Below are 13,959 nucleotides of genomic sequence, written 5' to 3' on the forward strand. Positions count from 1 at the left end.
GGGCGAAAGCTTCCGTTTCAAGCAGGCAATGGATAGAATTCCTCTGTAGTTACAAACGGCTGGCAAGTGCTTAGGCAATTTTGGCTGCAAAACTGAGCATTTTCTACTTGCAAAACACATGTGGGAAGCATCTCACCTTCCCTGTTCGCTGTCACGATCAGCAGAGCGACAAAAACAAAAAAGGACTGCGATCTACCAATGAATCAGTAGATCACAGTCCATATAGAACCCGGTAGGGCATGAAACGGCAGGCCCCCCTGTTCAAAAATACGGCATGGTGCCGAGAGAAAAAGTCTACATTTTTTGCTTATATAGGGCCGCGATTGTTTATCTGTTTTTAGCCTGATCGACGGTATTTATAAAGTCATTTGCAACCCGGTGAATGAATTTGACTTCACTAACATCTCGATCATGCAATAACGCTTGGAGTGATTCAATGACCAAACGCTTTTCAATGAGTTCATTGTCGGTATCGGCGTGCTTGAAGTTAAAAATCTCGACCGGCAAAATCCCTAATGCGTTGATAATCTTCTCTAGTGTCTCTAGTGATATGTTTCGCTCACCACGTTCAATGTCGGAGAGATACGAATATTGAAAACCACATTGATTAGCTAATGCCTCCTGTGTGAGTCCCTTCGATTTTCTGATGTACCGTATTTGCTCCCCGACAAGTTTCAAAAAATCTGACACGCCTATCACCTCTACCACTAGAGTAGAGATTTGATCAGAAACATATTATCTTATCAAAACATAAATTTATCTTTGTTTCTTACCGATTGAGTTAATATAATGAATTTGTATCTGTGAATTTTTGGTTTGTTTAATGTTGCCTGAAAGTGGCTTTGGAGGTGACTGTCAGTTGCGGATAAATCATAACGCTACAGCACTGACTTCATTAAATAAACTTCAAAGGAACAATAAAAGAAGTGCCATTTCAATTGAAAAACTATCCTCGGGACTCCGCATAAACAAAGCGGCAGATGACGCCGCAGGCCTGTCCATTTCACAAAGAATGAGAGCCCGGATCAGAGGATTGGAACAGGCTGAGAGAAATATACAGGACGGCATTTCTCTCGTACAAACGGCTGAATCGGGCCTCGGTGAAATACAGAATCCGAATCTTCAGAGATTACGAGAGCTTGCCTTGCAAGCGGCCAACGGCACTTTGTCTTCGGATGACAGACAACGCATTCAGGAAGAAATCGATCAAATCAAGAACACCATCAATGACATCGCAAATAACACCCACTTTAACGGAATCCATTTACTCAATGTGTCAGATAATCCACCGTCGGGACTTACCGTTGTCAATCTGGCCAATGCGGTCAGCATCACCATCTTTGAGCACTCCGGGATCAACACTATCTATGAAGAAACTTTTTCTATCGCCGATCTGGCGAATGGTGTCTACTGGTCTACTCCGGCCCCGCCTCCACAGTCGAGTGAGCCTTATCATTTTTCGGTTGATCTTGCCACCAACACCTTTAAGACACGAGCGGAGACATGGGGATTTGGCAACAATATCACCGCGGTCAGGGTAAACGGACTCACTGGATATCTGGAGACAGAGGTTTACGCAACTAAACTCGTTTCCTACTCCGGTACTCCCTATGTCGGAGTGCCGCCAGAGAACATTCTCGGGAATGACCTTTCCGACTCGCCCAACTTTTCGGATGGGGGCGGGATATGGACTGAAATCGTTGTTCAATTTGAAGCGACCATAGACCCTAACTCCACTACTCTGCCCAACCAATCCGGTGATGTGATTCTACAGGTTGGCCCTGATGCCGGTGATACATACAAGATCAAGTTAACGGATGCCCGCACCACAGCACTTGGCATCGACGATATTGCGGTTGATCCGCCCGAGAAAGCGATAGAAGCGATTGGAAAGATTGACGATGCTATCAATAAAGTGTCCGCAGAACGATCCAAGTTTGGCTCCTATCAAAACGCGTTGGAGCACATCCATAACAACGCATCGAATTACAGGGTCAATCTTGCGGCGGCTGAATCGAGAATTACAGATGTGGACATGGCCAAGGAAATGATGGAACTTACGAAGAGCCAAATTCTATCACAAGCATCGCAGGCCATGCTGGCACAAGCAATCCATACCCCGGAAACAGTCATAACCCTGCTTCGATAGTTTATGTAAGAAAGGACGGGCTTTCTCTTGCAACAATTTGTGAGAACCATTAATACCTCTGACGCCTTCAAGATGAAGTTGGAGCAACTGGAACGAGAGTACAGGATTAAACTGGAGAGCATCAACAACGATATCCGGTTAAAAGAGCAGGAACTGGATCGCTACCGAAAAGTGGGCATTGGAGGAGAATTGGGCGGAGGCTTTTTGCTCCTGCTTAGCTGGATCGGATTCATCATCGGGTCATTAGCCACCATGATCGGAATCATGATGGCTTCCGAAGAGTCCAGAAGTGATGTTTTAGCGGTTGGTATGATCATGTGCGTAGTAGGTGTGTTTTGTATAATCCTTGGTGCTATCTTTCGTGTCAAGGGGCTTTCCATTCGCAGAACCGCAATGGAGAAGCAGAAAGAAGCGGCAAAGCACTGTGAAGCCATTGAATCTGAGCTTGCCAAACTGCGAGAAGAATTGAAACACTTGGAGAATTACTACCAAGCCGAGATGTCTCATCAACGTCAGCTCTACGAACGCCATATGCTCAATCAGCAAGAACTGATTGAACAGGAAGTGTCGGCCATCCAACATCATTCGGCATCCACGGCAGACATGAAAGAATGCCCGAAATGTGCCGAGATTGTGAAGGCAAGGGCAAAGATTTGCCGTTTTTGCGGCCATGAATTCAATGAATAAGCAACTGTCACTGAGGGAGTTACTATAACTCCCGTCAATTGTTTGATGACCAGTTCTGGAGGGATTCGATGGATACAGGTTATTTCTGCAAGGAATGCAATGATTATCACGAGATCGAAAGCCGTGTTGGAATGAAACATCTGCCATACAACCTTTCCAAAAGTGATCTGACTGCCTTCATCAATGTGGCTACGACCATTCCAACCTACGAAGTTGTAACCAAGGGTATCCCGCATGTATTTGAAGGCACAATCGAATTCGTTCGAGAAGTGAAAATCGCGGAACTGCTACAGCAAAAGTTTCCGAACATGGAAGCCTACAGAACGGTTGAAGGTATGAGAGATTGGCTGGTTGATCGTTTGAACGGGAGTGATCAATCTGCGGCGAATGCGTTGAACCGCCTGCAAGGGGATATCGCGGGCGAAGTGGACTTCGTGCGTCAAATGCAAGGCGATCTTCGAAGTCTGTTCACGAAAACGGATTTTGTGCGGAATGTTGATGGTAGAGTTACCAGTAACAATCCCGGCATTGATGTCGTGGAGTTCAATCGTCTGACCGGCGATATCGTTAATGAATATCAGGTCAAAACACTACGTTCGGAGGATACCATCGACCAGACATTGAAAGAGTTTCTGCACAACGACCATTACCGCCCCGACATTACACTTGTCGGCCCCCAAGAATTGATCGATCGGGCCAAGGAGATGGGATTGCCGAATCCGACAAAGGTGATGGGCACTCTCGACAGCAACGCGGCTTCGGCGGAATTGTTAAAAGGGAAGATTCTGAACGGAGACCTTTCTGTAGGGTTTTCTCCCGTTGATGTTACGGAAAAACTTCTCGGAGGTGCTGCCATCGGAGCGGCTATCTCCGTTACGGTATCGGGACTCGTCCAGTTCATTCAGTACAAAAACGGGCGAATCTCATGGGAGCAACTGAAGGAGCGGCTAGGGAAAGATGCGTTGAAAGGGAGTATCGCTGGAGGCGTTCTGGCCGGATTGACGTTGTTCATTCCGGGCGGGCTTATTGGACACGGGGTTGGTTTCGTGGCCGGGATTACGCTTCGCAGACTGCTTGACAACGCCTTTGGAGAAGGCACTTTCGGAGAAGTTTTGAAGACGGCGAACTCGGTGAAAGCCAATGTAGAGTTATTGCATCATGGATCGGTCTACATCGTAAAGCTGTCCGAAGTGAACGCTGATGTGCTGGAGCGGGCCGTCTCCAACGTCAACGAGATGGAAGAAGATCGTTGGAAAGCGGATGAGAAATACACAAAACTGGAGCGGCAACATGGTACGATGACACGTATTGATTACAGCCAGTCCGCCGAAGATATTCTGGATCGGTGTGACGAACTGCGACTTCGCTTAATAGGAGGAAAACGTAAATGAACACCATTCACCCCCAATCTGCTTCCATCCGTCAACCGCAAGTATACGTAACCGTCGAAACGGAAGCTCCCGAGCACTCAACAGAAACGAATCCGATTCGTGTAGAATACATCAAACGTAGAGAAGCATTTTATCAAGCCAAGAGCGAGTTTGACTCTGCGGTGAAAACCGGTAATAGTGCGGCTGTACGTGCGGCCAGTTCCAAGTTTCAGAAAGCTGAACGTGACTTGTATGCAATGCAAAGTGATTTGAGTATTCGACATCACATCGCTGATTTCTTCCATCAAACACCCGACGTAGTATCTACACCCGGACATAATACAGTGAAGGACGTAAAACCTACTCTCCCAACACAACAGCAGGTGAATGCGGCGGTCAACCAGAACCCACGTATGATTGATCCAACGCAAGTGAGGGCTATTGTACGAAATTCCCTTAATCAACTACTCTCCATTGAACATAGGATTGACAAGATGGAGAATCAGGGGTTCCTTGGACGTTTATGGGGCGGATTGACCGGCTACAATCAGCGGGAGATGCTGGCTTTAATGCGAGATCTGATATACGCCCAACAGACGACAATCAAACTCGTACTGACGTTGGCTATGTACCACGCTCAAAAAGTTGAGGTCATGGACGAAATTCTCGATGAATTGGACAAGGCTAAGAATGTGCATACTCGGACAGCCTCGCACATTGAGTTTCTGTATGATCAAGTGGTACTCATCAAGGAAATGCAGAACAAGTCACCAGCGTCAAACAAGCTAATGATGGGGATTTTAATAGGTGGCGTTTTTTCAGCAACTGTGATCGTAGTAATCGGGTTCCTCTGTCTGAAACTTTTTTAGTATACGAATCATTTCCATGTGCCAAATCCTCAAAAAATTAGATATATGAAATGAGAAGGCGTCCGGCACATAGAGAATTATCACCGGAACGCCTTATCTTTATGTATTTTTTCAAGATCTATGCGGCCGATGGGAAGTTCAGACGAAGAATACGCTAAAAAATCAAATCTTACGCCCAATTGCTTACATGGATAAAGTATGCAAAGTGCAAGAGGGGAAATGGGTAGTTAGAATTAAGAAGGGACTCCGATAAAGAGTGCCCCTCTTATGAATCAAAATCCATATTTTTCTTGCCTTAATTTGAACGCTCTCTCTCCGCCTTCCATTACTTTTTTGATTGCTTCTTTTATTTCTGGTACATCAATGGAGCCTACAGTCTTTACATGACCGGTGGATTGATCGCCTTCATTTCTATATCCAAAATGAACAACCAGTTCTGCATCACCGTTAACGACCAAATTAGCATTGTGACTTGCGAAAATAACCTGCCTTTTCTTTTTGGCTTCCCATATATCGTTGGCAATTTCTGCGACAATTTCATTATCCAAATCATCTTCAGGCTGGTCGATTATCAATGGCGGCCCTTCACTTGAGAGTAGTACTTTTAATAAAGCACTTGCCTGTTGTCCAGCAGAGGCTTGCTCAAAATCAATAACATCCCCACCAGAAACACAATACTTGAAGATTGGCTTTTCTTTAAATCGATACAATAATAAGGTAATGAACTTCTCCGTATCGATTCTAGCCGCGAGCCTTCTAATCTCATTATCAATTAGGCCGCTATTTCTTAAACTCGGAACTTCAGGGATTAAAAAGTCGGCCCCGTTTTCCTCGAACGAGTCCCAAATTAATTGAATTTCCGATACAATCCGATGCCATTCTTCGAAAGGGGTAGAACTGTTTTCAATTCTTTCAAGTAGTCTACGAATTTTCTCAGTAGAGATGTTCGCACCTTGAATTGTTTTCGTAACCAAATTAAGATGCTCTTCGATATCCCCCGCAGTTGCTAATGAAGCTTGAATTTGTCCATTCGAGAGACTTGTTAAATGGGAACACTGATCGGAAAGTAACTGGCGTTGTTTGTAGTAAAGCTTTATTAATTCATCAATTCTTTTGGCTATATCTTCTTCAGGGTTTAATAATTCAATCAACTCATCAATGTATTTTGACAAAAGGGATTCTTTCTCCCGAATTTGCTCCTCTTTATCATTAAGGTTTTTCAATTGTTGCTGATATTGAGTATTTTGCTCTATTGCTTCTTGAAACTTTTCGTTATGGATCGAATATATTTTTTCCCACTGAATGATTGAATTACGCCACTCGGGAGTGTGGTCTTCATTCCCCAATAGAATATTTATCAAAGAATCTAGACTGTCATTAAATTGACTTACCGAATGAGAAATAGAGTCTTGAATTGATCCGATAAGTGTTCCGTTAGGTAAATTGTCAATCTTTATAGTCTCGTTCAAGGATGCAACAGATTCTTTTAAGGTATTTACATCTTTAATGATTTTCTCAAGTTTCTCATTAAAGCGATTAATGAAGCGTGCTTCTTGTTCAATTAATGGATGCTGATCAACTGTCAATTTGCTTTCTATTGGCAGTCCTTTTAATTGTTCTCTAATAGTGTTAGCTTGTTCCCTTAATGATGCCAAAGCCGTTCGTTCCCTAGAAACGTTCATTGACACCCTTTTTTTGTCCTTTAGCCTTATTACATCTTGCCTGATTTCTGTTGATAATGATTCAATCTGATCGGACAATGCCTTTAGTTGGGGCCTAACTGGAGTTTCTATAAATCGTCTAAGTTCCTTTATATCTACACCAACTGTACTTAGTTCTTTCTGGCTGTATGATTGAATGCCAATTAATGACCGTACATCCTGCATTGTAGCTTGACGCGGAGAATGAGAGCCGATTGTTAGTTCAATTGTGTTTGTTGATGAATCTCTTTTTACTGTATGTTTCACTCCATCAACTATCCAATCAACTGTCACACTCGCTCCAATACTTTCTAGTGTGGATGATATTAAATCAGAACGTTTTTTTTCAAATGACCGAACTCCACCATCAGTTGTTTGTTCTATCGTCGGATCACATAAACCCCATCTTAAATATTCAAGAAAACTGGATTTCCCAGTTCCCCTACCTCCGATAAGAGCATTGAACTGAGGATTCACTTTCAAATCAATCGGCCCTAAAAACTTACTGTCTGATATCATTACACGCTCAATGTAGACACTCGGAATTATCGGTTGTCGATGCGATATCCTGTTTGATTTCGAAAGGCACGCTTGTCGTAAAGCTTCTGCTGAAGGTTTTGACCATTTAACCCAAGTAGAATAGGTACCTAATGTATTTAAATCATCTTGTCTACAGTCTGAAGTCTGAAAAACACCATAAGCTCTCTTTGACCAAGCAGGAACCTTACCTTCTAGTATCCTTCTATCTCCTTCACCAAGGTCGTCATAAAAAACTCCTTCCACATATCCACCGACGCATGGAAGATTACAAAATACAGTATGATTACCTTTTCTCAAAAAAGTTTTGTATCCTTCTGGCTTAACATTAGGAAGAATAATGAATTTATTAACAAGGTCTGGGGATTCAGATAAACGTTTCTGAATATCTGCTATTGATAAATCAAGCTGTATTGTTTCACATGTTTTTGCCTCTGTTTCAGAAGAAGGGGTAATCCCAAGTTTGATAGGAACTTGATTATATTGGGTGATATCAATGTCAGGATCAAATAAGATAAGTACTTGTGCAGATGGTTGTGCAATAGAAACTTCGATACCTGGGAAAATTACTATTCTTTCTGATTCGTCGATAGGTTGGCCACTTTCTGTTACTTCGGATAATGCCGCATCTCTAATATATTTATAAAATACTGTATCGTGGTGATCTGTTATTGCAACTGCATTCAGACCTTTTTCCCTGCAAGTTTTAATAAAACGTTCAGCATACTCGATTCTCTCTTGTTCTGTAATATATGTTCTGCCATTCCAACTTAAGTCCCTTGGTGTGTGCACTTGAAAATCACAACGGTAATAATGAGCACCTTTGTCCATTTTCCCCTCCGATAAACCCCATTAATAATCAGTTGTTAGAAAAAATACGCCAAAAATCACCAATTACCTTCAGCATACGACAAGAATGGCAAATATAAAGGTAGATATTCTATACGAGCTTGTCTCTCATATCGGTTGCGGTAGTCAATGTACATCATGAGAGACAGTCTCGCTACTCATAATCAGCTCATCAAACAACCTCAGTGATATCAGGGCTTTATAACCTCCACGAACCCCACAAAACTCCCCTAAAAACGCAAAAAGAGTACCTCATGCGGTACTCTCTCTCATGATATTGGTGGAGGCGGGGGGATTCGAACCCCCGTCCGAAAACAGCGATACATGAGCATCTCCGAGCGCAGTCGCTTTATGAAGTTTCGGTAATCAACCTGCGAAACGACACGCCAGTTGAAAACCTAGCCTGATTGGTCTTCTTCCTTTGGCTCCAGGCGGAAGCCTCCGGCGTAGCCCGTTAAAGTTGAGCCCTATCCACGGCACACGGGCCGATGCAGTGGGAGAGCCTCACTGGTTATTAGGCAGCGAGAGAAAGTTGTTTGTTGCCAGTTAATGGCGTTTGCGTTGATGACGAGGTCCGCAACCCCCCGGCTCGCTTCTCATGCTCTACCATCCCCGTCGAATCCAGAACGCCCCCATGTGTAAGAAGTAAAGGTGACAAAAAGTCTAGGTGAAGAGACGACCGAGTGTTCCGCACCTAGACTGTAGTTGTTAACAGCGTTTACTGCTCTTTCACTATAGCACACCAAACAAGCAAAACTCAACGTCGATTCCTGCCAAGGATGCCAACATGCGGCAACCTGCAAAGCGAATGGGGAACCGATCTGCTGCATGTATGGGGCAAGGCGGGATTGTGCGTTGCAATTCGGGATTGTCCGTTGCAATTTCGGAATTGTGCATTGCAATACAGGCGGACCTTTGAGGCTCGTGCCGCTTCCCCTACGCCTTCTGCCGCTCCCGCAAGGCGCGCTCCACTTCACGCGCAGCGTCCTTTTTCTTGAGGTCCTCGCGCTTGTCGTAGTTCTTCTTCCCTTTGACCAGCGCCAGCTCGACTTTGGCCCAGCCGCCCTTCAGGTAAATGCTGAGGGGGACGAGCGAGTAGCCTCTCTCGCGGATCAGGCCGCTTAGCTTGAGGATTTCCAGGCGTCTCATCAGCAGCTTGCGCGTGCGCTCCGGCTCGTGGTTGAAGCGGTTGCCCTGCTCGTACGGGCTGATGTGCACGTTGTACAGCAGCAGTTCGCCGTTCTGGACGCGGGCGAAGCTGTCCTTGAGCTGGACGCGGGCAGCGCGCACGGACTTGATCTCCGTTCCGGTCAGTGCAATCCCCGCCTCGAACACTTGCTCGATGTGGTAATCGTGGCGTGCTTTTCGGTTTTGGGCGACTGTCTTGGTGCCGGCTTTGTCTTTGGACATGGAGATCACCTCACTTGCTTGCTCATTTGTAAAGGTAGTCTAGCAAATTTTGCGCACAGTGGCAAGGCATTTACCCGGCAATTTGCCGCATGAGCCGCCTTACACAACTGTTTAACGGCGTTTCCGTTTGGCGCTGCCTGCGACGTTTTTGCGGTTCTTCTTCTTGGAGCGGACGAGGTCCTCCCAGAAGCCTTTCTGGCGCTGAGAAGCAGCTTCTCCCGCACCTTCTCCCGTCCCGATCGACATGACATCCTCGTTTCCATCGGAAGCGAAGCGTGTCCCTGAACGGCGCGCAGACTTGGCACTCTCGTTTTTCCTGCGCTCCTTGTACTTTTGGCGGATGATCGCCGGATGCGGTTTGTCCTTTTGCCTGTCCGACCGGTCTGTGCGGGAGCGGTCCTGCTTGCCGCCGCGCGCACCGCCACGGCGCTCTCCTCCCCGTCCGTCGATGACCTTGGGGGTGCGCTCACGGCTTCCCCGGAAGCCTGCTGCCTTGGTCATGCCCACGATCTCAAAGTCGATGGTGCGCTCCTCGACGTTGACGTTCGCTACTCGCACCTGCACAACGTCACCAATGCGGTACTGCTTGCCGGTACGCTCGCCGATCAGGGCGTACATTTTTTCGTGGTAATGATAGTAGTCGTCCGTCAGGTAGCTGACGTGCACCAGGCCTTCAATCGTGTTAGGCAGCTCGACGAAAATCCCGAACGACGTCACGCTGGAGATCACGCCCTCGAACTCCTCGCCTACCCGCTCCTTCATGAACTCGGCTTTTTTCAGGTCGTCGGTCTCCCGTTCGGCGTCCACAGCCACTCGTTCGCGCTGGGAGGCGTGCTCGGCGATAATCGGCATGTTTTCCGTCCAGTACGCCAGCCGTTTTTCCGACAGCTGCTCTCCTGACTCGATCCATTCGCGGATGCGGCGGTGGACGATGAGGTCGGGGTAGCGGCGGATCGGCGAAGTGAAGTGCGTGTAGAACTCCGTAGAAAGGCCGTAGTGCCCGAGACTTTCCGCGTCGTAGCGCGCTTGCTTCATCGAGCGCAGCATCACGGTGCTGATGATAATCTCCTCCGGCTTGCCTTTGACCTCCTCCAGCAGCTGCTGCAGAGCGCGCGGGTGGACGGAATTGCCTTTTCCGCGGATAGCGTATCCGAAGTTGGTGATGAACTCCATGAAGGACTGGAGCTTTTCGGCATTAGGTTCTTCGTGAACCCGGTACATGAACGGCTGCTTCATCCAGTGGAAGTGCTCGGCCACCGTCTCGTTCGCTGCCAGCATGAATTCTTCAATGATTTGCTCCGCGATGGAGCGCGTGCGGAACCCGATGTCTGTCGGCGTCCCTTCCTCGTTTACGTAAATTTTCGCCTCGCGGAAGTCAAAGTCGATGGCCCCGCGTTTCATCCGCTGCTCGCGGAGTTTTCTCGCCAGCTTCTCCATCTCCCGGAACATCGGGACGAGCTCGCTGTACTTCTCGATCAGCGCTTCATCCTGATCCTCCAATATGCTGCGCACATCCGCATACGTCATCCGTTCGTTCGTGCGAATCACGCTCAGGTAAATATCGTAATTGACCACCTTCGCGTCTTTGTCCATCTCCATGTCGCAGGTCACGGTCAGGCGATCTACCTTTGGATTCAGGCTGCAGATGCCGTTGGACAGGCGATGCGGGATCATCGGGATGACCCGGTCGACCAGGTAGACGCTTGTACCCCGGCGATACGCTTCATTGTCCAGCGCCGATTTTTCCTTGACGTAGTAGCTTACGTCCGCGATGTGGACCCCAAGGCGCACGTTGCCGTTCGGGAGAGTCTCCAGCGATACGGCGTCGTCCAGGTCCTTGGCGTCCGCACCGTCGATCGTGACCATCAGCCGGTCGCGCAAGTCGCGGCGCCCCTTGATTTCCTCCTCGGAGATCGAATCCGGTGCGGCTTCTGCTTCCGCCAGCACGTCCTCCGGAAAGGCTTCCGGCAGGTTAAACTTGCGGATAATCGATAAAATATCGACGCCCGGATCGTTTTTGTGCCCCAGAATTTCGATGACTTCGCCTTCCGGGTTCACCCGGCCTTCCGGAAAGCGGACGATTTTCACCACGACTTTATGTCCGTCGCCCGCTCCGTTGTAGGCGTTTTTCGGGATGAAGATGTCCTTGCCAATCCGCTTTTCATCCGGAATGACAAACGCGTAATGCGTCTCATCCTTGAATGTCCCGACCACCTGCTGGATGCCACGCTCCACGACGCGGATGATCCGGCCCTCCAGACGGTTGCCGCCCGCCTCCTTCTCCGCCCGGACAAGTACGGTATCGCCGTGCAGCGCGCCATTCATGTCGTTCGCATGCACGTAGACGTCTTCCATGTCCGGCGTCTCCGGTATGACAAACCCGAAGCCTTTCGGGTGGCTGTGCAAACGCCCCCGCACCAGATTCATTTTCTCCGGCACCCCGTAGCGGTTTGCCCTCGTCCGTATCACTTCGCCCCTTGCTTCCAACGCATTGAGCGTTTTTACCAATTCCTTGAACGTCCCGGCATCCTCGATCCCGAACGCTTCCTCCAGCTCCTTCACGGTCATCGGGTGGTACGCCTGTTCCCGCATGAACGCAAGGATATCCTGTTCTTTCATCCACAAACCTCCTGTTCGCAAAGCTCTATTCGCGCTTCCTTTTCATCCATTACTATGTAGTATTCACCGAGCTTCCCTATCGCAATCGCACTAGAGAAAAAGGCAGCAAGTCGCACTTGCTGCCTTTTGGCCGTTCGTCTATTACGCTCCTGTTTTCAAGAAATAACCGAGCAAAATGGCAAAGAGCATGAAAGCGACCGCAAACACTACGGTCAGTTTCCCCAGAAGGGCGTCAATTCCGCGCGCTTTCTGTTTGCCCATGAGTTGCTCAGCACCGCCGCCAATCGCTCCAGAGAGGCCGGCACTTTTGCCAGATTGTAACAACACGACGATAATTAAGCCAATACTTGCAATCACAAGTAAAATTTTCGCAGCCAATGCCATCTTCATTCACCTCAAAACGTATTTCCAAGGCGGAAAAAACCAATACATCTACTGTATCATAATCGGCAGGGATCAGCAAGCGATCACCCCCCTGCGCGGACAGAGAAGTTCTGCCAGAATCGCGGTCGGCATGCAGGGAAATAATATATGGTAGAAACGGAGATATTGTTGGTTGGAATCTGGAAAATGTGTACTTTCTTTGTCGGTTTTTTCGTCACCTTGCAACTGTCAAGATTTTGCCGTAAAATTGCAGTTGAACCTTTATAACTTGCCTTGGGAGGTCTTTGTCAGATGGCTGGGTCCAACAAAAAAGACATGAATCAAAACGACGTAATTGATTCCGCGAAGGCCTTTTTCACTTCGTTTGGTATCTTGTTTCTAGTTTTTCTCATCGCACTTGTAGGATCGATTATTTTCCCTCCAAAGCACGGGGAGGAAGCCGCTGGCGGGGCTGGCGCGCCAACTGCCAACATTGACGCTGCTGCTATTTTCAAAGCAAACTGCTCTTCCTGTCACGGCCAAAACCTGGAAGGATTGGTTGGACCAAACTTGACCAAAGTGGGTGCAACTCACAGCGCTGCAGACATCGAGAAGATCATCAAAGAAGGTAAAGGCAACATGCCACCAGGAATGCTGAAAAAACAACCGGAAATTCAAGCGGTTGCAAAGTGGCTGTCTGAACACAAATAAGTACATAGATAGCCCGAACGATAAAACACCGGAGACTCGTCCTCTTCGGTGTTTTCGGCGTTCATAGGGAGGGGAAATCACCAGGCATGGCAACGACTCTGGAAATCGAAAACGTGGGAAAGCAAATCTCGGCCCTCCCCGATCAATGGTTGTTTCGAGAGGTGACGGCAAGTATTACGGAGCCGGACATCATCGGCATCATGATGATAGGAGTCGCCTCGTGGAACGCCGCCAGCCGCGGCGAACGGCTGCCCGGCATTTTCTGGCGCATTGTCGTCACGCCAACCCCGCAATACCTGTTTCCGATGAGCGACATGATCATCGGCAGTGCGATGGTCGTCTGCAGCCTGTATCTGTCGCATATGAACCGCGAAACGGAAAGCTCTCGCGGCGAGATCGAGGTCTTGCTCTGCCTTGGGGCGACGCCGCGCCAGGCAATCCACAGCTTCTTGAAGCGCGCCGTGAAAGCGAGCATGATCCCGACCTTCGATTCGATGAAGACGATCGGACTCGTCCAGCTGCCCGGGATGATGACCGGAATGATCGTCGCCGGCGCAAGTCCTGTAGAGGCCGTCCGCTATCAGATTCTCATCATGCTCACCTTCTCCTCTTCTGCCGCCATATCCGCCGTACTCATCAGCCTCTTCAGCTACCGCCTCTGGTTTACACGCGAATCGTTCCTCCGTGGCTGATCC

The 13,959-nt window shown here is 48.0% G+C and carries 11 protein-coding genes and 1 other RNA gene; 6 read left to right on the forward strand and 6 right to left on the reverse strand.

Annotated elements, in window-relative coordinates:
- Window positions 1–327: 327 nt before the first annotated feature.
- Entirely contained in the window at window positions 328–690 is a 363-nt protein-coding gene (locus ACFSO0_RS13325) for a helix-turn-helix domain-containing protein (RefSeq protein ID WP_376881087.1), read from the reverse strand.
- 169 nt (window positions 691–859) lie between these two features.
- Here ACFSO0_RS13325 and ACFSO0_RS13330 point away from each other — a divergent pair, with 169 nt between their 5' ends.
- From ACFSO0_RS13330 to ACFSO0_RS13345, 4 genes are all read left to right on the forward strand, one after another.
- Window positions 860–2,149, forward strand: a complete 1,290-nt coding sequence (locus ACFSO0_RS13330) for a flagellin N-terminal helical domain-containing protein (protein WP_376881089.1) — start codon at window positions 860–862, stop codon at window positions 2,147–2,149.
- Between the two features lie 27 nt (window positions 2,150–2,176).
- On the forward strand, window positions 2,177–2,836 hold the full coding sequence (locus ACFSO0_RS13335; protein ID WP_376881092.1) for a zinc ribbon domain-containing protein: 660 nt from the start codon (window positions 2,177–2,179) through the stop codon (window positions 2,834–2,836).
- Window positions 2,837–2,904: 68 nt separating this feature from the next.
- A complete protein-coding gene (locus tag ACFSO0_RS13340) occupies window positions 2,905–4,227 on the forward strand; it encodes a hypothetical protein (RefSeq protein ID WP_376881094.1) in 1,323 nt (440 codons plus the stop codon).
- A complete protein-coding gene (locus ACFSO0_RS13345; RefSeq protein ID WP_376881096.1) occupies window positions 4,224–5,075 on the forward strand; it encodes a hypothetical protein in 852 nt (283 codons plus the stop codon). The genes ACFSO0_RS13340 and ACFSO0_RS13345 overlap by 4 nt, the downstream gene beginning before the upstream one ends.
- Before the next feature lie 272 nt (window positions 5,076–5,347).
- Here the strand turns inward: ACFSO0_RS13345 and ACFSO0_RS13350 are convergent, their stop codons facing one another.
- From ACFSO0_RS13350 to secG, 5 genes are all read right to left on the reverse strand, one after another.
- Complete coding sequence (locus tag ACFSO0_RS13350; RefSeq protein ID WP_376881098.1) at window positions 5,348–8,143, reverse strand: TrlF family AAA-like ATPase; 2,796 nt, start codon at window positions 8,141–8,143, stop codon at window positions 5,348–5,350.
- Window positions 8,144–8,439: 296 nt separating this feature from the next.
- Window positions 8,440–8,795, reverse strand: a transfer-messenger RNA (tmRNA) gene (gene ssrA / locus ACFSO0_RS13355).
- Window positions 8,796–9,097: 302 nt separating this feature from the next.
- Window positions 9,098–9,571, reverse strand: a complete 474-nt coding sequence (smpB, locus tag ACFSO0_RS13360) for an SsrA-binding protein SmpB (RefSeq protein WP_376881100.1) — start codon at window positions 9,569–9,571, stop codon at window positions 9,098–9,100.
- 111 nt (window positions 9,572–9,682) lie between these two features.
- Window positions 9,683–12,190 carry a ribonuclease R gene (gene rnr, locus ACFSO0_RS13365; RefSeq protein ID WP_376881103.1) on the reverse strand — a complete coding sequence of 836 codons (2,508 nt, stop codon included), beginning with the start codon at window positions 12,188–12,190 and terminating at the stop codon, window positions 9,683–9,685.
- A 141-nt stretch (window positions 12,191–12,331) separates the two neighbouring features.
- Window positions 12,332–12,574 carry a preprotein translocase subunit SecG gene (secG, locus tag ACFSO0_RS13370; protein WP_376881105.1) on the reverse strand — a complete coding sequence of 81 codons (243 nt, stop codon included), beginning with the start codon at window positions 12,572–12,574 and terminating at the stop codon, window positions 12,332–12,334.
- Window positions 12,575–12,865: 291 nt separating this feature from the next.
- On the opposite strand from secG, the gene ACFSO0_RS13375 reads away from it, so the two are divergent.
- A complete protein-coding gene (locus ACFSO0_RS13375) occupies window positions 12,866–13,264 on the forward strand; it encodes a YqzM family protein (RefSeq protein WP_376881108.1) in 399 nt (132 codons plus the stop codon).
- A gap of 86 nt (window positions 13,265–13,350) precedes the next feature.
- A complete protein-coding gene (locus ACFSO0_RS13380) occupies window positions 13,351–13,956 on the forward strand; it encodes an ABC transporter permease (protein WP_376881110.1) in 606 nt (201 codons plus the stop codon).
- Window positions 13,957–13,959: the final 3 nt, after the last annotated feature.

Source organism: Brevibacillus sp. GCM10020057 (assembly GCF_042683565.1).
Classification (GTDB): Bacteria; Bacillota; Bacilli; order Brevibacillales; family Brevibacillaceae; genus Brevibacillus.

Excerpts from the sequence above, each read along its gene's own strand:
- rnr (WP_376881103.1), bottom strand. The coding sequence starts at position 12,190 with ATGAAAGAACAGGATATCCTTGCGTTCATGCGGGAACAGGCGTACCAC.
- smpB (WP_376881100.1), bottom strand. The coding sequence starts at position 9,571 with ATGTCCAAAGACAAAGCCGGCACCAAGACAGTCGCCCAAAACCGAAAA.
- ACFSO0_RS13375 (WP_376881108.1), top strand. The coding sequence starts at position 12,866 with ATGGCTGGGTCCAACAAAAAAGACATGAATCAAAACGACGTAATTGAT.
- secG (WP_376881105.1), bottom strand. The coding sequence starts at position 12,574 with ATGGCATTGGCTGCGAAAATTTTACTTGTGATTGCAAGTATTGGCTTA.
- ACFSO0_RS13345 (WP_376881096.1), top strand. The coding sequence starts at position 4,224 with ATGAACACCATTCACCCCCAATCTGCTTCCATCCGTCAACCGCAAGTA.
- ACFSO0_RS13350 (WP_376881098.1), bottom strand. The coding sequence starts at position 8,143 with ATGGACAAAGGTGCTCATTATTACCGTTGTGATTTTCAAGTGCACACA.
- ACFSO0_RS13340 (WP_376881094.1), top strand. The coding sequence starts at position 2,905 with ATGGATACAGGTTATTTCTGCAAGGAATGCAATGATTATCACGAGATC.
- ACFSO0_RS13380 (WP_376881110.1), top strand. The coding sequence starts at position 13,351 with ATGGCAACGACTCTGGAAATCGAAAACGTGGGAAAGCAAATCTCGGCC.